Source organism: Arthrobacter sp. SAFR-044, assembly GCF_051965175.1.
Lineage (GTDB): Bacteria > Actinomycetota > Actinomycetes > Actinomycetales > Micrococcaceae > Arthrobacter.
On record NZ_JBQCMK010000003.1, the window covers coordinates 131493 to 152573 of the forward strand.

The 21081-nt window shown below is 67.2% G+C and carries 19 protein-coding genes, 1 pseudogene and 1 riboswitch; of the genes and pseudogenes, 11 read left to right on the plus strand and 9 right to left on the minus strand.

Annotated features, from left to right (window positions below):
* Nucleotides 1–32: 32 nt before the first annotated feature.
* The 3 genes from ACTHQS_RS05665 to ACTHQS_RS05675 form a co-directional block, all read right to left on the minus strand.
* Nucleotides 33–1214 carry a cation:proton antiporter gene (locus ACTHQS_RS05665; protein WP_440166860.1) on the minus strand — a complete coding sequence of 394 codons (1182 nt, stop codon included), beginning with the start codon at nt 1212–1214 and terminating at the stop codon, nt 33–35.
* Nucleotides 1215–1220: 6 nt separating this feature from the next.
* Entirely contained in the window at nt 1221–1703 is a 483-nt protein-coding gene (locus ACTHQS_RS05670) for a cation:proton antiporter regulatory subunit (protein ID WP_440166861.1), read from the minus strand.
* A 62-nt stretch (nt 1704–1765) separates the two neighbouring features.
* Nucleotides 1766–3169 (minus strand): MFS transporter, encoded by a 1404-nt coding sequence (locus tag ACTHQS_RS05675; protein ID WP_440166862.1) that lies wholly within the window; start codon nt 3167–3169, stop codon nt 1766–1768.
* 194 nt (nt 3170–3363) lie between these two features.
* On the opposite strand from ACTHQS_RS05675, the gene ACTHQS_RS05680 reads away from it, so the two are divergent.
* From ACTHQS_RS05680 to mnhG, 6 genes are read left to right on the plus strand one after another with little or no spacing between them, the layout of a single operon-like run.
* On the plus strand, nt 3364–6438 hold the full coding sequence (locus ACTHQS_RS05680) for a Na+/H+ antiporter subunit A (protein WP_440166863.1): 3075 nt from the start codon (nt 3364–3366) through the stop codon (nt 6436–6438).
* The gene (locus ACTHQS_RS05685) at nt 6435–7040 is read left to right on the plus strand and encodes a Na(+)/H(+) antiporter subunit C (RefSeq protein WP_440166865.1); all 606 of its coding nucleotides are present in this window, start codon (nt 6435–6437) and stop codon (nt 7038–7040) included. The genes ACTHQS_RS05680 and ACTHQS_RS05685 overlap by 4 nt, the downstream gene beginning before the upstream one ends.
* Entirely contained in the window at nt 7037–8656 is a 1620-nt protein-coding gene (locus ACTHQS_RS05690) for a Na+/H+ antiporter subunit D (RefSeq protein WP_440166867.1), read from the plus strand. The genes ACTHQS_RS05685 and ACTHQS_RS05690 overlap by 4 nt, the downstream gene beginning before the upstream one ends.
* Entirely contained in the window at nt 8653–9198 is a 546-nt protein-coding gene (locus ACTHQS_RS05695) for a Na+/H+ antiporter subunit E (protein WP_440166868.1), read from the plus strand. The genes ACTHQS_RS05690 and ACTHQS_RS05695 overlap by 4 nt, the downstream gene beginning before the upstream one ends.
* A complete protein-coding gene (locus tag ACTHQS_RS05700) occupies nt 9195–9473 on the plus strand; it encodes a monovalent cation/H+ antiporter complex subunit F (RefSeq protein ID WP_440166870.1) in 279 nt (92 codons plus the stop codon). The genes ACTHQS_RS05695 and ACTHQS_RS05700 overlap by 4 nt, the downstream gene beginning before the upstream one ends.
* Nucleotides 9463–9867: a monovalent cation/H(+) antiporter subunit G gene (mnhG, locus tag ACTHQS_RS05705; protein WP_440166873.1), complete on the plus strand. Its 405-nt coding sequence runs from the start codon at nt 9463–9465 to the stop codon at nt 9865–9867. The genes ACTHQS_RS05700 and mnhG overlap by 11 nt, the downstream gene beginning before the upstream one ends.
* Nucleotides 9868–9886: 19 nt before the next feature.
* On the opposite strand, the gene ACTHQS_RS05710 is transcribed toward mnhG, so the two are convergent.
* The 5 genes from ACTHQS_RS05710 to ACTHQS_RS05730 all read right to left on the minus strand — a co-directional run bounded on the left by ACTHQS_RS05710 (nt 9887) and on the right by ACTHQS_RS05730 (nt 13341).
* Entirely contained in the window at nt 9887–10150 is a 264-nt protein-coding gene (locus ACTHQS_RS05710; RefSeq protein ID WP_255173550.1) for a DUF4235 domain-containing protein, read from the minus strand.
* 110 nt (nt 10151–10260) lie between these two features.
* A complete protein-coding gene (locus tag ACTHQS_RS05715) occupies nt 10261–10509 on the minus strand; it encodes a CDGSH iron-sulfur domain-containing protein (protein ID WP_440166875.1) in 249 nt (82 codons plus the stop codon).
* Entirely contained in the window at nt 10506–11561 is a 1056-nt protein-coding gene (locus ACTHQS_RS05720) for a glycosyltransferase (protein ID WP_440166877.1), read from the minus strand. The genes ACTHQS_RS05715 and ACTHQS_RS05720 overlap by 4 nt, the downstream gene beginning before the upstream one ends.
* Before the next feature lie 17 nt (nt 11562–11578).
* Nucleotides 11579–12634, minus strand: coding sequence for an iron-containing redox enzyme family protein (locus ACTHQS_RS05725; RefSeq protein ID WP_440166879.1), 1056 nt, complete (start codon nt 12632–12634; stop codon nt 11579–11581).
* Between the two features lie 164 nt (nt 12635–12798).
* Nucleotides 12799–13341, minus strand: coding sequence for a heme-degrading domain-containing protein (locus ACTHQS_RS05730; protein WP_440166881.1), 543 nt, complete (start codon nt 13339–13341; stop codon nt 12799–12801).
* Between the two features lie 84 nt (nt 13342–13425).
* Nucleotides 13426–13566: riboswitch (TPP riboswitch) on the plus strand.
* Nucleotides 13567–13633: 67 nt separating this feature from the next.
* On the opposite strand from ACTHQS_RS05730, the gene ACTHQS_RS05735 reads away from it, so the two are divergent.
* From ACTHQS_RS05735 to ACTHQS_RS05755, 5 genes are all read left to right on the plus strand, one after another.
* Entirely contained in the window at nt 13634–14257 is a 624-nt protein-coding gene (locus ACTHQS_RS05735; protein ID WP_440166883.1) for an ECF transporter S component, read from the plus strand.
* Nucleotides 14257–15804 carry an ABC transporter ATP-binding protein gene (locus ACTHQS_RS05740; RefSeq protein ID WP_440166885.1) on the plus strand — a complete coding sequence of 516 codons (1548 nt, stop codon included), beginning with the start codon at nt 14257–14259 and terminating at the stop codon, nt 15802–15804. Before ACTHQS_RS05735 ends, ACTHQS_RS05740 begins: the two co-directional genes overlap by 1 nt.
* Nucleotides 15801–16601 carry an energy-coupling factor transporter transmembrane component T family protein gene (locus tag ACTHQS_RS05745; protein WP_440166887.1) on the plus strand — a complete coding sequence of 267 codons (801 nt, stop codon included), beginning with the start codon at nt 15801–15803 and terminating at the stop codon, nt 16599–16601. The genes ACTHQS_RS05740 and ACTHQS_RS05745 overlap by 4 nt, the downstream gene beginning before the upstream one ends.
* 129 nt (nt 16602–16730) lie before the next feature.
* Nucleotides 16731–18254 (plus strand): UDP-N-acetylglucosamine 1-carboxyvinyltransferase, encoded by a 1524-nt coding sequence (locus ACTHQS_RS05750; protein ID WP_440166889.1) that lies wholly within the window; start codon nt 16731–16733, stop codon nt 18252–18254.
* A gap of 68 nt (nt 18255–18322) precedes the next feature.
* On the plus strand, nt 18323–19549 hold the full coding sequence (locus tag ACTHQS_RS05755; protein ID WP_440166891.1) for a glutamate--cysteine ligase 2: 1227 nt from the start codon (nt 18323–18325) through the stop codon (nt 19547–19549).
* 112 nt (nt 19550–19661) lie between these two features.
* Here ACTHQS_RS05755 and ACTHQS_RS05760 read toward each other — a convergent pair.
* A pseudogene (locus ACTHQS_RS05760) lies at nt 19662–21053 on the minus strand (DUF222 domain-containing protein); the annotation flags it as partial.
* Between the last annotated feature and the right edge of the window lie 28 nt (nt 21054–21081).

The following is a 21081-nucleotide window of genomic DNA, read 5'->3' on the forward strand; positions in this document are numbered from 1 at the left end:
GCCGGCTACGGGCCAACCGGACCGCGGGCGCCCTAGAGCTGTGGTGCGACCGCCGGCCTCCGGAGGAACGGCCTGGCCAGCGGTTCCACGTAGCGTGCGGCCAGCGGCCCCATCACCGCCATCAGCAGCACGTAGGCGGTGGCAAGCGCCGCGAGCTCATGCGGAACCGCTCCCGAGGCTACGGCCAGGCCGGCGATCACGATGGAGAATTCGCCGCGGGCTACCAGGGCGGCGCCGGCGCGGAAGCGGCCGGGCCTGGCAATCCCGGCCTGTTTTGCCGCCCAGATCCCGGTCATCATCTTGGTTGCCGCGGTGGCTACGGCCAGGACCAGGGCCCACCCCAGGACCGGCGGTATGGATGACGGGTCCGTGTTGAGCCCGAACGCCACGAAGAAGATGGCCGCAAACAGGTCCCGCAGCGGTTCAAGGATGCGGGTGGCGTTGTGGGCGGTGGAGCCTGAGATGGCGATGCCCAGCATGAAGGCCCCCACCGCCGCAGAAACCTGCATGGCGGACGCTGCGCCCGCCACCAGCAGGGCCGCCCCGAGGACGTTGAGCAGGAAGACTTCGGAGTTTTCGCTGTGCACTGCCTTGGAGACATGGTGCCCGTGCCGCAGCGCCACCATGAGGACCACGCTGACCACGGCCAGGGCGATTCCCACCGTGGTGAGGCCGCCCAGGAAACTCACGCCGGCGAGCGTGGCCGTGAGGATGGGCAGGTACACGGCCATGGCCAGGTCCTCGAACACCAGGATGGACAGCACCACCGGAGTCTCGCGGTTGCCAAGCCGGCCGAGGTCGGTGATGACCTTGGCAGCGATGCCTGACGAGGAAATGTAGGTGACGCCGCCCATGACCATGGCCCCTACGCCACCCCATCCCAGGAGCAGGGCAAGCGCTGCGCCGGGTACGAAGTTCAGGACGAGGTCAAGGACACCGGCCTGCCAGGAGCGGCGCAGGCCGGTGAAGAGCTCCGCAGCCGTATATTCCAGCCCGAGCATAAGCAGCAGGAGGATGACGCCGATTTCGCCGGAGAGATGTGCGAACTCGTGCATGCCTTCGAGCTTGATGATGCCGCCGGCTCCAAACGCCAGTCCGCCGAGCAGGTAGAACGGGATGGGTGACATGCCGATCCGTCCGGCCAGCCTGGCCAGGAGGCCGAGGCAGAACACAACGGCCCCCAGTTCAACGAGGGTCTGGGCCAACGGGTCCATGGGAACCTAGCCGTGGCGCAGGATGTCGGCCGCCGAGTCGAGGCCTTCCTGGGTGCCCACTGCCACCAGCAGGTCACCGGGGTGGAGGACGACGTCGGGCCCGGGCGAAGGCAGCACCTCACCTTCACGCATGATGGCCACGATCGATACGCCGCACCTGGTGCGGATGCACGCCTTGCCCATGGGCTGGTTCTGGAACGGGGAGTCCGCTGCGATGGAGAACTGCCGGGTGACGATGCCCGGGACGTCCTTGTGCTCCTCCGCGAGCTTCATGGCCAGGTGGGTGCCGCCCAGGAGGTTCCCCAGGGTGGCCGCTTCATCGCTGGTGAGCGGAATCGAAGCCTGGCAGGTATCGGGGTCGTCCCAGGTGGAAACGATGAGTTCCGTCTGGCCTTCCCGGAGCTCCACCACGCCAATGCGGCGTCCGGAAGCGGTCATGAAATCCTTCCGCCGGCCCAGGCCCGGAAGGTTGGTTTCGTCCACGTTCATGCTTCCAGCCTAGTCTGCCTGGCAACACCTGGCCGGGCCTGGAACAGGACCGAAGGCGATTTTCAATCGGCGGGGACCACTGCGATGGGTGCCCGCTCCGGCGCCTTCACCGGCAGCAGTACCAGGAGCCCTGCGAGGAGGACCACCATGATGCCCAGGATTCCCCACCGTTGTGCCTGCCCTGCGGGCACCAGCGGAGTTGCCACGGTGATGCACAGCGTGAACAGGGCGGGCGCCAGGAAGCTGACGGCCCGGCCGGTGGTGGCGTAGAGGCCGAACAGTTCACCGGATTCCCCATGCGGCGCCAGCCGGGCCAGGTAGGCACGGGACGAGGACTGGGCAGGACCGACGAAGAGGCAAAGGAACAGTCCGAAGACCCAGAACGTGGTACTGCCGGCCCACTCCATGCCGAAGAAGGAATAGGCGCCGTTGCCCAGGACCAGGATTGCGCTCCCGGCCACCAGGAGGCCCACCAGGGAGCCCGTGATGACGGCCTTGGGCCCCACCTTGTCGTCCAGGAACCCGCCGAGTACCGCGCCGATGGCTGCCACGACGTTACCGAAAATGGCGAAGAAGATGACCTGGGACAGGGCAAAGCCGAAGGTGCCGGCAGCGATGATGCCGCCGAACGTGAAAACGGCGGCGAGGCCGTCCCGGAACACGGCGCTGGCCAGGAGGAAGTAGATGGTGTGCGGGCTGGTGGCGTAGATCGCCTTGATCCGCCGCAACAGCAACCCGTAGCTGGCAAGGAACCCCATGCGCGCGGACTGCCCGGAGCGGGTCAGTTCAGGGACAGCGAACAGGACAGGGAGGGCGAAGACGAGGAACCACAGGGCGGAGAACACGGCCACCAGCCTGATGTTGAGGCTGTCCTGTGTGGATGCGCCGAACCATTCAAAGGCAGGCTGGACGAACAGTTGCAGGACGATCAGGAGGGCCACGATGCCGCCCAGGTAGCCGGCGCCCCACCCAAACCCGCTGACCTTTCCGATGTTCCGCGGCGTGGACACCTGGGCAAGCATGGCGTTGTAGTTGACGCCGGCGAATTCGAAGAAGACGTTGCCCAGCGCGATCAGGGACACGCCGAGGAGCAGGAATTCCGGGTGCGGGAACACGAAAAAGCACAGGGCGGTGAGGATGGCGACGGCGGCGGAGTTGACTCCCAGCCACAGCTTGCGCCGGCCCCCGGCGTCCGAGCGCTGGCCGGTGACCGGCGCCAGCAGCGCGATGGCAAACCCGGCAACCGCCAGGGCGCCGCCCAGGACCGCCGACGCGGTGTCCTCGCCGCCGAAGGCGTTGGACGTCAGGTAGACGGTGAAGACAAACGTGGTCATCACGGCATTGAAGGCCGCCGAGCCCCAGTCCCAGGAAGCCCAGGCCAGGACCTGCCCCTTGCTGGAGGACCCGGTTCCGGGAACAAGATCCGAGGCGGGCTGCATCGCCCCCGGAGCGCTGGCGCTGTTCATACGATGCATCGTATCCGCCCGTGGCGAACACCCGCGGAAGGACGGGCCCTTGATGCCGGGGATCCCGGCCGGGGCGGGCGGCAAAACCGGGAGGATACCGGACCGGCCTTGGTAAACTGAACCCTCCCGAACCTTACTTTTTGCCGCCTGCTCCAACTTTTGACAATCGAATCCCTGACGTTGCGGAGAATACAGTGATCACAGTCCTTGCCGTGCACTTTTCGGTGGCTGTCCTCGCGCCCTTCCTCTTCAGGGTCTGGGGCCGTAACGCCTTTTACGCACTGGCTGCCGTCCCCGGCGTTTCTTTTGGCTGGCTGATGTTCCAGCACGCGCCCATCTATGCAGGCCCCGGCACGGTCACCGAGTCTTTCGAATGGATCCCCAGCCTCCACCTGGAACTTGCCTTCAGGATGGACGCACTGGTCTGGGTCATGTCCCTCCTGGTGCTCGGCGTAGGGTCCCTGGTGCTGGTCTACTGCGCGCGGTACTTCAAACGGAAGGACCAGGACCTCGGCGCCTTTGGCGCCCAGCTGCTGGCGTTCGCGGGTGCCATGTTTGGCCTGGTCACAGCGGATGACCTCCTGCTGCTGTTCGTCTTCTGGGAACTGACCACCATCCTGTCCTACCTGCTGATCGGCTTTGCCCGGACCCGGCTTGCCGCCCGCCGCTCCGCCCTCCAGGCGTTGATGGTCACCACTGCCGGGGGCCTTGCCATGCTGGTGGGCCTGATCATGCTGGGCAGCGCCGCCGGCACGTACCGTATCTCCGGCCTCCTGGAACAGGCCCCTGCGCTGGCTGCCGGGACGTCCGGCACCATGGTCAGCGCCGCCGTCGTCCTCATCCTGGTGGGTGCCATCACCAAGTCCGCCCTGGTCCCCTTCCACTTCTGGCTCCCCGGCGCCATGGCCGCCCCCACCCCCGTCAGCGCCTACCTTCACGCGGCCGCGATGGTCAAAGCCGGCATCTACCTGGTGGCACGGCTTGCGCCCGGTTTTTCCGGGACGGCGTACTGGCAGCCCGTTGTCCTGGGGCTGGGCCTGGCCACCATGCTGGTGGGCGGCTACCGCGCCCTGCGGCAGACCGACATCAAGCTGATCCTGGCCTATGGCACGGTCAGCCAGCTGGGCTTCCTCACCATGGTGGTGGGCCTGGGAACGCCCGACGCCGCGCTCGCGGGCCTGGCCATGCTGCTGGCGCACGGGCTGTTCAAGGCCACGCTCTTCCTGGTGGTGGGCATCATCGACCACCAGTCCGGCACCCGCGACGTGCGCAAGCTGTCCGGCGTCTTCCGCTCCTCCCGTGCCCTGGGCATCGTGGCCGGAATCGGGGCTGCGTCCATGGCAGGCATTCCGCTGCTGGGAGGCTTCGTGGCCAAGGAATCGGTGCTCGAAGCCTTCGTGCACCACGCCACGGAACCGCACTCCGGTCCCTGGGGCATGGTGGTCCTGGTGGGGCTGGTGCTGGGTTCAATCCTCACCTTTGCCTACAGCGCCCGCTTCATGTGGGGTGCCTTTGCCGTGAAGCCGGGAGTGGACCCCACCCCTTTTAAGGCGATCAGTCCGTCCTTCCTTGCCGCCCCCGCGGTCCTCACCCTCCTCACCATCGCCTACGGCCTCTGGCCGGTTCCGGTGGACGCCTGGATCCAGCCGTACGCCGCGCTGTTTGCATCCACAGCGCCCGACGCCGGCACTCCGGCCGAGCAGGCAGGGCACCTTGCGCTGTGGCACGGCGTCACCCCGGCACTTGGGCTGACGGCCGTCACCTTCGTGCTGGGCGCCGCCATGTACTTTGGCCGCAGCGCGGTGGCCCGCGCCCAGTCCCTGGTCCCGGCCTGGGTGGACGGCGACCGCGCCTACCAGCTCACCATCGGCGCGCTGGACGACGCGGCGGTATGGATCACCGGCCGGACCCAGCGCGGTTCACTGTACTTCTACCTGGCGGTGATCCTGAGCGTGGCGTTCGTCCTGCCGCTCGCCGCCATCCTGCTGGGCGGCAACGTCCTGCCGCAGGACATCTACCTGGTGGACCCCAATTCGCCGCTGCAGCTGGTGGCCGGGGCAGGCATCATCATCGGCGCCCTGGCCGCCGTCAAGGCCAACAAACGCTTCCTCGCAGTGCTGATGGTGTCCGTGACCGGGTACGGCATCGCGCTGGTGTTCGCCCTGCAGGGCGCTCCGGACCTGGCCCTGACCCAGATGCTGGTGGAGACCATCATCCTGGTGGCCTTCGTCCTGGCCATGCGCAGCCTGCCGCCCGAGCTGCGCGACCGCACCGGCGGCAGGTACCGGGTGGTCCGTGTCATCATCGGTGCCGGCTTCGGCGTGACCATGGTGTTCGCCGCGATCTTCGCCATGGGTGCCCGCACCGCGATCCCCATATCGCTCCAGTTTCCGCAGCTTGCCTACGAGGGCGGCGGCGGCCTGAATGTCGTCAATGTGACCCTGGTGGATATCCGCGCCTGGGATACCTTTGGGGAAATCAGCGTGCTGGCGCTCGCCGCCACCGGTGTGGCCAGCCTGATCTTCGTGCGGGGGCGCGGCGACCGCCTGCAGGCCTCCGCGTCCGTTGCCGAGGGCACCGTGGGACGCTACCGCGGCGCGGATCCCGGGTCCCGCGACGCAGCAGCGCTGGCCATCAGCCGGAAGTTCGCAGCCTCGGCCCGGGACGCCTGGATCGTTGCCGGGCGGACCCTGGCCCCGGAGCGCCGCTCCATCATCTTCGAAGTGATCACCCGCCTGATCTTCCACTCCATGGTCATCTTCTCGCTCTACCTTCTGCTGGCAGGCCACAACCTTCCGGGCGGCGGTTTCGCCGGCGGCCTGACCGCAGGCCTGGCACTGACCATCCGGTACCTGGCCGGCGGGCGCTTCGAACTGAGGGAAGCGGCGCCGATCAGCGCAGGTGCGCTGCTGGGAAGCGGGTTGGCCCTGGCGGCAGTCTCTGGAGTGCTGCCCCTGCTGCTGGGCGGCCAGGTGTTCCAGTCCGCCATCATCCAGGTGTGGCTTCCCGTGTTCGGGGACATCAAATTCGTCACCTCAACCATCTTCGATATCGGCGTATACATCGTGGTGGTGGGCCTCGTCCTGGACGTGCTGCGCAGCCTCGGGGCCGAAATCGATGAGCACATGGAGGAACGGTCTGCAGGCGGCGGGCACGAACCGGACCACGACCAGGACGGGCCGGAACCGGACCGCATCGACGGCCCGGACCAGCAGGAACAGGAACCGGACGTGGTTCCTGCCGAGACCACCGCGAAGGGCCACGCATGAGCGTCAACCTGACCCTGCTGATCGTCATGGGCGCCTTGTATGCCTGCGGGATCTACCTGATCCTGGAACGCAGCCTCACCAGGGTGCTGCTGGGGCTGATGCTGCTGGCCAACGCCACCAACCTGCTGATCCTGGCCACCGGCGGGTACGCCGGCCTGGCGCCGCTGTTCGCCAAGGACACGCCCGCGCAGGACTACAACGATCCGTTGCCGCAGGCGCTGATCCTGACCTCGATCGTGATTTCCTTCGCCGTCACGGCGTTCATGCTCGGCATCATCTACCGCACGTGGGTCCTGGCCCGCCAGGACGAGATCCAGGACGACCTGGAGGACCGCCGCGTGGCGGCAACCCCCAGCTTCGACGCCGAGGACGACGCCGAGGTCCCTGCGGAAACTTCCGAGTTCCCGCTCACCATGCTCGGCTCCGACGGCCGGGATGTCTCAAACCAGGGGGCTTCCAGGGTGGATGCGGACGGGGAATCAGGCCAACCCGTGGCCACGCTGGTGGCCGGGGGCCGGGAAATGCCCGCCGAGCACGCTGCCGCGGAGGAAAAGCCCGGCTCGCTCAACGTTGACCCCAATCCGGAAGGAGGCGGAAAGTGAACATCGCCAGCCTGGCCCCGCTCGCCGTCGTACTTCCCATCCTGGGCGCCGCCCTCACCTTCCTGCTGATCCGGCATTCCCGCGCCCAGCGCGCGGTGAGCATCGGCCTGCTGTCGCTGACCCTGGCACTTGAATGCCTCCTGCTGGCGGCGGCGTGGAACGGTGGCACTGCAGCGGTGACCATCGGCGGCTGGATCCCTCCTTTTGGCATTGTCATGGTGGTGGACCAGTTCTCGTCGCTGATGCTGGTGGTGTCCTCCGCAGTGAGCCTGGCGGTGCTGGTGTACGCCACCGGGCAGGGCATGGCCGACGGCGATGAGGACGCCCCGGTCTCGATCTTCCACCCCACCTACCTGATCCTGGTGGCCGGGGTGTCCAACGCGTTCCTGTCGGGCGACCTCTTCAACCTGTACGTCGGCTTTGAGATCCTGCTGACCGCAAGCTACGTGCTGATGACCCTGGGCGGTACCGGGCCGCGGATCCGGGCCGGCGTCACCTATGTCGTGGTGTCCGTGGTGTCCTCCGTACTGTTCCTGATCGCCATCGCCATGGTGTACGGAGCCACGGGTACGGTCAACATGGCGGACCTCGCCATCAAGCTCGGCGAACTGGACCAGGGCACCAGGACGCTGCTGCACGTGATGCTGCTGGTGGCGTTTGGCATCAAGGCGGCCGTCTTCCCCCTGTCCTTTTGGCTCCCGGACTCCTATCCCACAGCGCCCGCGCCTGTCACGGCGGTGTTCGCCGGCCTGCTCACCAAGGTGGGCGTGTACGCGATGGTCCGGACCGAGACGCTCCTGTTCCCCGGCGACACCCTGAACACGCCCTTGATGGTGGTGGCGCTGCTGACCATGGTGGTGGGCATCCTGGGTGCCCTGGCGCAAAGCGACATCAAGCGCCTCCTCTCGTTCACGCTGGTCAGCCACATCGGCTACATGGTGTTCGGGTTGGCCATGTCATCGGCCGTGGGGCTGGCGGCGGCAGTCTTCTACGTGGCGCACCACATCACCATCCAGACCAGCCTCTTCCTGGTGACCGGCCTCATCGAGCGCCGGGGCGGCAGTTCCTCCGTGGACCGGCTGGGCGGACTGGCCAAGCTGTCGCCCGTGCTGGCCCTCCTGTTCTTCATTCCAGGCATGAACCTGGCCGGCATTCCCCCCTTCTCGGGATTCCTCGGCAAAGTGGGGCTGATCCAGGCCGGCATTGAGCTGGGCACGCCGCTGGCGTACGCGCTGGTGATCGGCGGGGTGGTGACCAGCCTCCTGACGCTGCTGGCCATTGCCCGGGTATGGAACCGCGCATTTTGGCGCCGACCCACCGACGCCGAACATCCGGCGCCGGTGCTGCTTGCCACTCCTGCCGCGAGGGTTTCCGGCCCCGGCGCCAAGGTCAACAACACCGTGACGCTCCTGCCGAGAACCATGGTGGGCTCCACCGCGGGCCTGGTGGTGCTCGGCGTCGCCCTGACCGTTTTTGCCGGGCCGCTGTTCAGCCTGTCGGACCGGGCAGCGCGGGACATGCTTGACCGCACCCCGTACATCGAGGCGGTCCTCGGCGAGGGCACTGCTGTTCCCGGGGCACCTGCCGTGGCGACCTCCGTGGGAGGAGCACGATGAGCCGCAAACGCATCTCCCTTCGCCAGGAACTGCCGCTCCTGGTCTGGCTGGTGGTCGTCTGGGGCGCCCTCTGGCAGGATTTCAGCCCCGGCAACCTCCTGTTCGGGGCCCTGCTGGCCGTGGGCGTGGCCAGGCTCTTCTACCTTCCGCCCGTGGAGCTCAGCGGCCGCTTCAACATCCTTCACGCTGCGCCATTCGCCCTGGCGTTCCTGTGGAAGGTAGTGGTGGCCAGCGCCCAGGTCCTCTACCTCGCCACGGTGCGCGGGCCCAACGTGACCAACGCCGTGGTCGCCGTCCGGCTGCGCAGCCACCAGGACCTGATTGTCACCGCCACCGGACACGTGATCTCCCTGATCCCGGGGTCGCTGGTGGTGGAGGTGGACCGCTCCACGTCCACCCTGTACCTGCACGCGCTCAACATCACCTCCACAGCAGACGTGGAGGGGCTGCGGAAGGAAGTCCGTTCCATCGAAGCCGGCCTGATCCGCATCATGGGTACCCCCGAGGAACTCGAAGAAGTACGAATGGAGGCCGCCGCATGATGCACCTTGTCCTGGCCGTCACAGCCGTCATTTTCTCGCTGGCAGCAGCCGGCGCCATCATCCGGATCGCCCGCGGCCCCTCACTGCTGGACCGGGTGCTCGCCACTGACGTGCTGCTGGCCATCCTGGCGGGGGCCCTGTGCATCGACATGGCCGTCAACCGGCACCTGAACAACCTGATGCTGGTGGTGGCCATCTCCGTCATCGGCTTCATCGGGTCCGTGACGGTGGCCCGGTTCGTGGCGGACCGAAGGGTGAAGCCCGATGAATCCTGAATTTTCCGGACCCGATGCGTGGATCGACCTCGTCTCCGCCGTATTCATGGTGGTGGGGGCGGTCATGTCCCTGGGCGCCGCGATCGGCCTGCTGCGTTTCCCGGACCTGCTGAGCCGCATGCATGCTGCCACCAAACCGCAGGTCCTGGGCCTGTTCCTGCTGCTGGCTGCCATCGGGCTGCAGATGCGGACCTGGTGGGTGTGGCCCGTCCTGGTGGTGGCATGGATCTTCCAGCTGCTCACGGTGCCCGTGTCCGCCCATATGGTGGGCAGGGCCGGTTACCGCACCAAACACCTGCACCGCGAACTGCTCACCGCGGACGAACTGGAAGCCGTGGTGCAAAAAGCCGCCGCCGAGGCTGCCCTGGAGGACAGCCGCGACGACGGCCGGTAACGCTGGTGAAGCCTGGCAGTTAGACGATGTCCTGGCTCTTGGCGAACCGGGTGATGGCGCGCTGGGTGCCGCGGTTTGCCAGGACCTGGATGATCGCGCTGACCGACGCCGAGATCAGCGCGAAGGTCAAAGCGGACCGCAGGCTGGTAGGGACATCCTCGTTCTTGCCGGTGGGCGCTTTCTGCCCTGTGGTCTTTTCCCAGATGGTGTTGACCAGCTTGGTGCCGGCCAGGCCTGCGCCGAGGCTCACGGCGGTCCCGAGCAGTTTGATGAGAAGGTTCATTGCTGGTACTCCTTGCGGGCGGAAAACGGACTGCCCCCAGCCTAGCTTCACACCCGGGCTGGTCCTTGCAAGGGCATGGTGGGCGGCTGGGTGGGAGTGGCGGGGTTGGACTAACCGGCGGGCGGCTCGGTACGGAACTTGATCATCTTGTGCGTGCCGTCGCAATAGGGCTTGATGGCGGATGCCCCGCACCGGCACAAGGCAACGGTCTTCCGGTCCCGGGGTACGGGCTCGCCGGAGGGGGTCTGGATCTCGAATTCACCCCTGATAATCAGGGGACTGTCCGGGCACACCACGACCGAGCTGGCGGCGGATTCCTGGTCCACGCCGGGTTCGGTTCCATGCTGTTTTGGTTTCATGCCTGCACCACATCCATCGTTGTTCCTGGTTTCCGGCTTCCTGGCGTGGCGGGTATCTGGGGGAGCCTGCCGGCGTGGCGCCGCCGGAGTTCCGCCTCGGAGTGCGCCGCGGTCCTGAGCCTGCTGCCTGCATAGGGCAGGCCGCCCCTCCACCTGGAGGCAAGGGCCAGCCAGACGCAGACTGCCCGCTCACTTGCCCAGAGCGGCGCGAACCATGTTGCCGAGGAGGGAAAGACAGCCGTCCCGTTGTGCCGCCGTCGTCCGATTTCTGCGCAGGCGGCGGCCGCGCCCGCGAGTCCGGCGAGAACGGCGAGCCGAGCCTTGGCAGGAAGGAAAGCGGCGCCGGCCGCTGCAGGCAGCAGGGCAAGCTCCGCGGCCAGCCGCCGCGGCTGGGCAAAGTCGTCGTAGGCCTGCCGTACGCGCTGGCGCAGGAAGTGCCGGGCGGTTGGCGGCCTGCGGGCCACGAACAGGTCCGGAACGATGCGCTCGGTTCCGCCGGCGGCCTTAATGGTCCGGATGAGTTCAAGGTTTTCAAAGAGCACGCCGGCGTAGCCGCCGGTGGCCAGCAGGGAGTCCCGGCGGACGCCGAGCGTCCCGGGATAGTCGGCTGACCAGGCGCGGTTGAGCAGCGTCCTGGCCGTGTCCCAGCGGGCGTGCCAGGGAAGGGGATCGAAGTAGTTCTGCGGCCGCACCAGGTCCGCGGACTTGAGGTAATGCACGACGGCGGCGAGGGACTCGCGCGTGTAGCGGACGTCGTCGTCAGCGATGACAAGGACCTCCGCATCCGAGCAGCGGACGCCGGTCATTACACCCGCCACCTTGCCGTTGCCACCCGCGTGGTGGTCCGGGCGGATGTGGCGGACCGCTCGGGGGAACGCGGCACGGTGGCGGCCGAAGAGAGCGTTCTCCGAGCCGTCCACCACGGTGACGGCCACCCAGCCCACGAGGCTACGGAGGTACTCGGACAGTTCGGCCAGGCCCGAGTCCCCGGCCCACCGCAGGGGAAGGATGTACTCGGCATCGGGTGCCGCGGGACCCGGCGGCTCCTGCACGGCCGCGGACCAGCCTGTCACGCTGCCGCGGGCACGGCCGCCCGGAGCGATGTTTCCCCGGCTTCCCAGGAGGACATCAGGTGCGCGGAGAGGCGGCTGTCGATGGCCATGACGGCTGTGGCACCGAACAGGACGTCCGCAAGGAGGTTCGGCTCAGCCTCAACCAGGCCGCCGGCAAGGTCCCTCCCGGCAATCTGTTCGTGCACGGCGTCGGCCTCCACATGCTCATCAAAGTAGTGGGTGACGTCCGCGCCGAAACCGTGCCGGCGGAATCCGTTGCCGTAGAAACGGTTGGGCTGGGAGGAAGTCATTTCGTAGATTGCCAGATGGCCGGTGATGGCACCGCGGAGCCGCCGGTTCAGGCCGCACAGCGACATGAGGTTCACGGATGCGAGGGATACGGCGGGGACGGCATCGACGTAGGCGCCGTACCTGTCGTCCAGGCCCAGCCCGCGCATGGTCCGCGCGAACAAGGCGCTGTGCATCCGCTCGGGCCTGCCGCCGCCGTATTCGTCCGCCTGGATCTCCACGAGGGCCGCCTTGGCCCGGCCATGGAGCCGCGGGATGGCCCAGGTGTGCGGATCCGCTTCCTTCAGCTGGTAGATGGATTTGTGGATCAGGAACTCTTTCAGCTGCTCCAGGCTGGCCTTCTTGGCGACGTAGCGGGAAACGCTGGGGCCGGTGTCCGTGGCGGCGAGGCCGAAGAGGACGTCGGCAACGGCGTCGCTGGTCATGGCAACCCCGGCGGGCAGTTCGAAGTCTCCGGCGGCCTGGCACGCGGCGTCGCGGAGGGCTGCTTCGAAGGGTTCCTCAATCAAGCGCCGGACCCTGATCAGGGCCGGTTCCCATTCCCAGCCGTCGCTGGTACCGTGCAGCCCCGAGTAGTGCAGTTCGTAGAGGCAAAAGAGGGGCACCTGGATGTCTTCGTCGGCAATGATGTCATCGGTTGTGGCCACGCGGCCTGCCACCAGGCGGTACAGGCCGTCCAGCTCTGCCCCCGCCGTTTCAGGGTCCTTTGCCAGAGCCGCAAAGAGCGCGCTGCTGATGGGGCCTCTGGTGTCCGGGATTCTCATGGTGCTCCTTGGTTGCCGCGCCGTTTCCAGGAACGGAGGCAAAGGGCGCTTCCCTTCCCTGTCGTCGTCGTACCCCGGGGGACAACATAGTAAGCATGATTACTAATAAAAGCTAAGCAGCCCCGGCGGCCTGCTTGGCGCGTCCTCGGCGTGTTCCGCTGCGCCTAATCGCCCAGGGCCGACCCAAGGATGTCGCGCAGCGCTTCAACCACCAGGTCGTGGTCCTGCAGCTGCGGCAGCCCGGACACCGCAACGCCGGCCACCACACCAACGCCCGTCACGCAGATCGGAAACGCGCCCCCATGCGCGGCATAACGGGACTGGTCAAACCAGGCATTGTCCTCAATCCGGCCGCCACCAAGCCGGCCGCGCAGTCCCACCAAAAGGGAGGGCACCTCGTACCGGGCAGCGGCGCGCTGCTTGGCCCGGATCCAGTGCCCGTTGTCAGGGGTGGCGCCCGGCAGCGCGACATGGAACAGCACCTGGTCGCCCTTGGAAATGTCGATGGCGATGGGCAACGACCGCTCCTTTCCCAGTTCAACCAGGAGCAGGCCCAGGTTCAACGAGTCATCCAGCGAGAATCCGGGGAACTGGAGTTCGCGGACCTCTGCCTCGACGCGGGCAATCAGCGTCTCCAGCGAGCCCTCCGGCTGGGCGTCGATGGAATCAGGATCGTACCCGGTCACATCCGGCGGATTGGCGGTCATGACCCTCAATCTACCCCTGCCAGGTGTAAACTTGACCACGCCCAAAGCGGGCAAAATAAAGAGCATCACCCAACCAAAGCAACACTAAAACGACAGGGGAGCGCCGCCGTCGGGCATCCTGGCACACGCCGGGCACCGGAGGTGGGCGCTGAGAGTGCGGACAGCCGCAGACCCTCGAACCTGATCCGGTTAGTACCGGCGCAAGGGAGTCGAGTTCTCAAAGTGTCGCGGCTGCACGGCCACAGGCCGCCAGCCGGTCCACTTTCCCCTCCTGTTTCCCAGGAGGATCACAATGAGTACTGCAGCAATCAAGAAGACCACCAGTAAGTCCTGGCGCGTCGTGGACATCGTCGTCGCCGCGCTGGTGGCCATCGCCGGCGGAGTCATTTTCTGGGCCTGGGACCAGGGGGCCGCCGCCCTGTCGGCCCCCATGAACGCCGCCTACCCGCCGCTGACCGGACTGCTCGCCGGCGGCTGGATGATTCCCGGAGTGCTGGGAATGCTTATCATCCGCAAACCCGGGGCCGCCCTGTTCTGTGAGACCGTAGCCGCCACCGGGGAATTGCTCATGGGCTCCCAGTACGGCGCATCGGTCCTGTTCTCCGGTTTCATCCAGGGCCTGGGCGCGGAAATCATCTTCGCCATCTTCGTCTACCGGAAGTTCAACCTGCCCGTATCCCTGCTGGCCGGCGCTGCGGCCGGGTTCTTCTGCGGCCTGAACGACTCGTTTGCGCCGTGGGGCTGGAACATTGCCTACCCGGGCGCGGACAAGCTCGCCTACATTGTCCTCACCACCATTTCCGGCGCCATCCTGGCCGGCGCCCTGTCCTGGCTTGCCACCCGCGGCCTGGCGCGCACGGGCGTGCTGAGCTCCTTCGCCTCCCGGAAGGCTGCCACTGAGCCCGTCTTCTCCTGATGGCACCTTCCCAGGACGCTCCCGGCACGGTCCGGCCTGCCGCCATCACCGCCCGTGGCTGGGGCTGGCGGCATGCCGGAAGGACCCGGCCCGCCGTCCACGGCCTTGACCTGGACATCGCGCCCGGAGAGCGGGTGCTCCTGCTCGGCCCCTCCGGCGCCGGGAAGTCCACGCTGCTGCACGCGCTCGCCGGTGTCCTGGGGGACATCAACGACGACGGCGAGGCAGGCGATGCCGACGAGTCAGGTTCGCTGCTGGTGGACGGCGCCCCGCCCCGGGCCCGGCGCGGCCGGGCCGGGCTCATGCAGCAGGACCCGGAGACCCAGGTGGTCCTGTCTCGGGTGGGGGACGACGTCGCCTTCGGCGCCGAAAACCTCGCGGTGCCCCGCGAGGCCATCTGGCCCCGCGTGCACGAGGCGCTTGCCGACGTCGGACTGTCCCACCTCCCGCTGGACCACCCGACGTCGGCCCTGTCCGGCGGCCAAAAGCAGCGCCTGGCGCTGGCGGGAATCCTCGCGATGCGCCCCGGGCTGATCCTGCTGGACGAACCCACCGCCAACCTGGACCCGGATGGGGTGCTGGAGGTCCGCGACTCGGTGGCCCGCTCCCTGGACAAAACCGGGGCCACGCTGGTGGTGGTGGAGCACCGGGTGTCCGTCTGGAAGGACCTGGTGGACCGGATCGTGGTCCTGCAGCCGGGTTCCGCCGCCGATCCTGCAGTGCTCCTGGACGGGCCGCCGGACCGCGTACTCACTGAGGCGCGGACCATGCTCACCGCGGCGGGCGTCTGGGTACCCGGGTATGTACCGGCGACACGCGCCCGCGCCGCCGTCCCTGCTCCCGGTGCAGGCAGCCTCCTGCTGGCCGCAGAGCAACTGGGCGTTTCCCGCGAACGTCCCCGCCGCAAGGGCTTCCGGAAAATACCCCCGGTACCGGTCCAGGAGGGCGTAGCTGCGCAGGTCCGCGCCGGGCAGGCGCTGGCCATCACCGGAGCCAACGGCGCGGGCAAGTCCACCTTTGCGCTGACCCTCGCCGGCCTGCTCGAACCGGTGTCAGGAAAGGTCTCGGCAACGCTGGACCTCAGCCGCGGGGCAGGCATCGATCCCTACAAATGGAAGGCGGAGCAGCTGATTTCGCGTGTGGGCACGGTGTTCCAGGAGCCCGAGCACCAGTTCGTCACCGGGAACGTGCTCGACGAGCTGCTCTTTGGCCCCCGGCACCTGGGGCACGGCGAGGACCGGGTGGACGAGCTGCTGGAGCGGCTGCGGCTCACCCAACTGGTGGACGCCAACCCCTATACACTCTCGGGCGGGGAAAAGCGGCGGTTGTCCGTGGCCACCGTCCTTGCCGCCAGTCCCCAAGTGCTGATCCTGGACGAACCCACTTTCGGGCAGGATGCCAACACCTGGGCCGAACTGGCATCCTTCCTGTCCGAGCTCCTCGACGCCGGCACAGCAGTGGTTTCCGTAACCCATGATGCTGAATTCACCGAGGCGCTGGGCGGGGCGGAACTGCGGATGGCGGCGGCGGAAGCGGTGGCGCCATGAGGCAGGAACTCACCCTGAGCGGCAACCGCGCCCTCCTGGCCGGCGCCAACCCTTTGAGCAAGTTCGCCGCCGTCCTGCTCATCACGGCTGTCCTGGCGCTGTCCATCGACTGGGTGTCGGCCTCCGTGGCGCTGGTCTTCGAACTCTTGCTGTTTCCCCTGGCCGGCCTCACCTTGTTCCTGCTGTGGCAGCGCGGGTGGCCGCTGATCCTCGCCGCGGCCATCGGAGGCTGGAGCACCTCCATCCTGGCGCCGGACAGCGGAAAGATCCTGCTCGACGCCGGTATCTGGACGATGAGCGAAGGCTCCCTCCATCTGGGCATCGGCTTCCTGCTGCGCGGTTTTGCCATCGCCCTCCCGGCGGTGCTCCTGATGAGCTGCACTGATCCCACGGACCTCGCGGACGCGCTGGCGCAGAAAGCCCGCCTGCCGCACCGGTTCGTCCTGGGGACCCTGGCGGCGCTGCGTTTGGTGGGGCTCATGGCGGAGGAGTGGCAGACCATCGGGATGGCACGCCGTGCCCGGGGCGTAGGTGCCCGCGGCAGCCTGGTCCAGCGGATCAAGGCGACGCTGGGGCAAAGCTTCGGGCTGCTGGTTCAGGCCATCCGCCGCGCATCAAGGCTCGCCGTGACCATGGAAGCGCGGGGCTTTGGCGGGGGCCCGCGGACCTGGGCCAGGCCGTCCACCTTCAGCCTGCTGGACCTCTGGGTAGTGGGCGGCGGCGTGCTGGTGGCCGGGCTGGCCCTTTTTGCTGCAGTCACCGCCGGAACGTGGAACATGGTGTGGCTGGGAAGTTGAGGCCGCTGCCCAAAAGCTACGTAAGCTTCCCTATCGCACGGGATGGGTAGACGCCTCCATGTGTCCCCCATCCCGGCGTGGGATAGCTGCTACGCCTGCCCAATAACTCATTTATGATATATTCTCGGTATGATCCAGGAGACCGCTGAACACGTTGCCGCCATGCTGAGGGACGCCCGGAGCGAGAAAGGGTGGACCCAAGGCCAGCTGGCTTCCGAACTGGGCACCAGCCAGAGCGCCGTGGCCCGGATGGAACAGGGCAAGCAGAACCTGAGCCTCAAAATGATCCAGCGGCTGGAACACATCTTTGACCGCACCATCGTGAACGTCGCCAAGCCGCAGATGACACACCTGCGGGTGGAAGGCGGGCGGACCCTGTCCGGCGCCGTGGACGTGAACAGCAGCAAGAACGCGGGCGTCGCCCTGTTGTGCGCCAGCCTGATCAACCGGGGCACCACCGTGCTCCGCCGCCTGGCCCGGATCGAGGAAGTCAACCGCATCGTCGAGGTGCTGACCAGCATTGGCGTGGAGTGCACCTGGCTGAACGACACCGATCTCCGCCTGCGCCGTCCCGCCGTCCTGGACCTGGACGCCATGGACGTCGACGCGGCACGCCGCACACGCAGCGTCATCATGCTGCTGGGCCCCCTGGTGGATGAGTCGCGGGAGTACCGGCTGCCCTACGCCGGCGGCTGCGACCTTGGCACCCGCACCGTGGAGCCCCACATGCAGGCACTGCGCGAGTTCGGCCTCTCGGTGGAGGCCACGGCAGGTTTCTACACCGTTCAGGCACCGCCTGCCGACACGCGGGACCGCTCCTTTGTCCTCACCGAGCGCGGGGACACCGTCACTGAGAACGCCATCATGGCGGCGGCACACCGGCCCGGAACAACAGTCATCCGCAACGCCAGCCCCAACTACATGGTGCAGGACCTGTGCTTTTACCTGCAGATGCTCGGCGTCACCATCGAGGGCGTGGGCACCACCACCCTGAAAATCACGGGCCGGCCCGAAATTGACACCGAGATCGAGTACTTCCCCTCCGAAGATCCCATCGAGGCCATGAGCCTCATCACCGCCGGCATCGTCACCAACTCCGAGGTCACGGTGCGCCGGGTTCCCATCGAGTTCATGGAAATCGAGCTGGCCACGCTGGGGCAAATGGGGCAGAAGCTGGAAATTTCCGGCGAGTACATGGCCCGCAATGGCCGCACCCGCCTGGTGGACGTGACCACCAAGCCCTCCGAGCTGCGCGCCCCCGAGGACAAGATCCACCCCATGCCGTTCCCCGGGCTGAACATCGACAACCTGCCGTTCTTTGCGGTCATCGCAGCGAACGCCCACGGCCAGACCATGATCCACGACTGGGTCTACGAGAACCGGGCGATCTACCTGACGGAACTGAACCGGCTCGGCGCGCAGGTGCAGCTCCTGGACCCGCACCGGATCTACGTCAACGGGCCCACCAAGTGGCGTGCCGCCGAGGTGGGTTGCCCGCCCGCGCTCCGGCCAGCCGCCTGCCTGCTGCTGGCCATGCTCGCCGCGCGCGGGGTATCCGAGCTGCGGAACATCTATGTGATCGAGCGTGGATACGAGGATCTGGCCGAGCGCCTGAACACCATCGGCGCCAAGGTGGAGTACTTCCAGGACTGATCATTCATGCTTCGTCATGAACGGCGGGCCACGGTTCCAATGCCTGCCCGCTGCCGCAGAATGTTCGTATGCGTACATTCGGCGTTGAGGAAGAACTCCTGATTGTTGATCCGGAGTCCGGAGAGCCGCTTGCCCTGGCAGACGCCCTCCTTGCCGGCCATCGCATTGCGGCGGATGATCTTCCCTTGGAGCCCGATGTCCACCATGCCGGAAAACAAGCGGATTACGACGACGAGATGGGCTTGAGTGCCGAGCTCAAGCTTGAGCAGATCGAGACGCAGACCAGGCCGTGGCTGGAACACGGGGGCCTGCTGGAACAGATCCGGGCAGGACGCGCCTTGGCGGACCAGGCTGCGAGGAAGCATGATGCCCGGGTGGCGGCGCTGGCCACCTCGCCATTGGCGTCCACCAGCCACACCACTCCGGACCCGCGCTACGCCAGGATGCTGGAACGCTTCGGGCTCACGGCCCAGGAGCAGCTGACCTGTGGCTTCCACGTCCACACGTTCATTGAATCGCCGGAAGAAGGCGTGGCCGTCCTGGACCGGATCCGGGACAAGCTGGCGGTTTTGACCGCGCTGAGCGCCAACTCGCCGTTCTGGAACGGTGTACCCACCGGGTTTGAGAGCTACCGCACCCAGGCGTGGAACCGCTGGCCCACCGCCGGCCCAACCGGCATCTATGGGACCTACCCTGCTTACCGGCGGGTGGTGGCGAGGCTGCTGGAAACCGGGGTCATGCTCGATGAAGGCATGCTGTACTTCGATGCCCGGCTTTCCCGCAACCACCCCACGGTGGAAGTGCGGGTGGCCGACGTATGCCTTCGGGCGGAGGACGCCGCCCTCATTGCCGTGCTGGTCCGCGCGCTGGTGGAATCAGCCAGCCGCGAGTGGCGCGCCGGTGTGGATCCTGCCCCCGTGCCGACGGTGCTTCTCCGGATGGCGTCCTGGCAGGCCAGCAGCGCGGGACTCAGCGGCGACCTCCTGGACTTTGGCAACTTCCGGCCTGCACCAGCTGCGGACGTGGTCCGTTCCCTGGTGGATTACTTGGCCCCTGTCCTGGCCGAACAAGGCGAGCTGGCGCTGGCCCGGCAGGGAGTGGAGGACATCATCGCCAGGGGAACAGGGGCCGCTGAACAGCGCCGTGCCCGCGACAAGGCATTGGCGGGACCACCACCTGAGGACATGGGGTTCGGTGCGGTGGTCCGCCAGGCCGTGTACGTGACGATGCGCGGCGGCCTGGACCTTTCGGACGTGGAGGCCACCCCGGAGCTGCTGCGGGTCCGCCAGTCCTGAGGGGCAGCAGCAGAAGCCGCAGGGAATTGGGCGTAGCTGATTCCTGCGTAGCCTGCTCCTGCGCAGCCAGTTTTTCCAGGATCGCTTCCTCCAGGAGACTTCGTTGCCCTGGCAGGATTCCCGGTGGCCAGTGGGTTGGTTGGGGGTCGGGGTGTTCGGGTTTGTAGTGGCGGCCTGTGGGTGAGGTCCAGCCGGGCGGTTCGTGTTCTGTTGCCTTATCGGGGATCCAGGGCCGTGCGTGTTTGAGTCGGTGGTGCTTGGGGCAGAGTTGTCCGAGGTTGCTGGTGCCGGTGGTTCCGCCGTGTTCCCAAGGCGTGAGGTGGTCGGTGTCGTTGTCCAGGGTGTGGTTGGTGCAGCCGGGGAAGGTGCATTTCCCGTCGCGCATCCGAATCCATTGTTTGATGGTCTCCGGTAACCGGTAATTCTTCCGGCCGATCTCCAGCGGTGCCCCGTCGCGGGGGTCGACCAGGACCCGGTAGAACGAGCCTGCCCCGTTCGCGACCAGCCGCCGTGCCATCGACGCCGGGATCGGGCCGAACCCGTCCAGCACCGCTGGCTCGTCCGTCAGGCCGAGGAGCGAGAATACCGGCACCGTGACCAGGACGTCGGCCCGCGGGGTGGGGACCTTCCCGATATCACCATCAGTCGGCGCACCTTCAGCCGTGGCGCTTCGGGCGCCGAGGAGCAGTGACGCTGCGATGTCGGGGCGTAGCTGGGTGATGGTGCGGGGCTCGTTGGGGCCCTGCAGGCCGCGGGCGGTGGCGGTGGTGCGGTTCCAGATGGCACACGCGGTGTCTCCGGGGAGGTAGAGCGAGATCCAGGCCATGCCGTCGCGGTCCGGGGTGTATTCCATCCGCCGGTCGGCGACGCCCTTGGCATGCCGCTTCTCCAAGGTCTCGGGGTGGTGGCGTTCCCGCCAGGCGCGGACTTTGGCGCGGAACCGTGACGGGACGAGCTCACCGGGGGCTGCGCCGCGGACCGGGTTGGGCGCGGCCGGGTCGAAGAAGTGCGCCACCAAAGCGGCGGCACCGTCCGGGGTGAGGCCTTCGGTTTCGTCGGCAATGACCTTGGCGTGCTGCCAGGACAGGTCCCCGGCGGCCAAAGCGTCCATCACCAGTGGCAGGGCGCATACCCGCCGGGACTGCTCCACGAACGCCCCGGCAGCGCCGGAACTGATGGTCAGAACACCCGCAATCTCCTCCACCACTGACATTTCCGCGTAGGTGCGCTCATGCACTGGCGCGTCCGGGGCAAGCATGGCCTGCTGGAATCCGATGCACTCCGCCGCATCGCGTGCCTTCACGGCGGCGAGCTGCGCCTTCAAACGGGACGAGACTTCCAGCCGTTCCAGTCGAAGCTCGTACCGCCGCTGCAACACATCAACATCAGCACCAACACCCACCCCGGCAGCCAGGAAAGAGTCCTCACGGTCCAGTGCATCAAGAGCAGCAACAGAGGCATGAACACCCTCCATAGCCACCTCACCACCTGCGCTGATTCCCATGGAAACATCATCCAACGAGGCACTGACA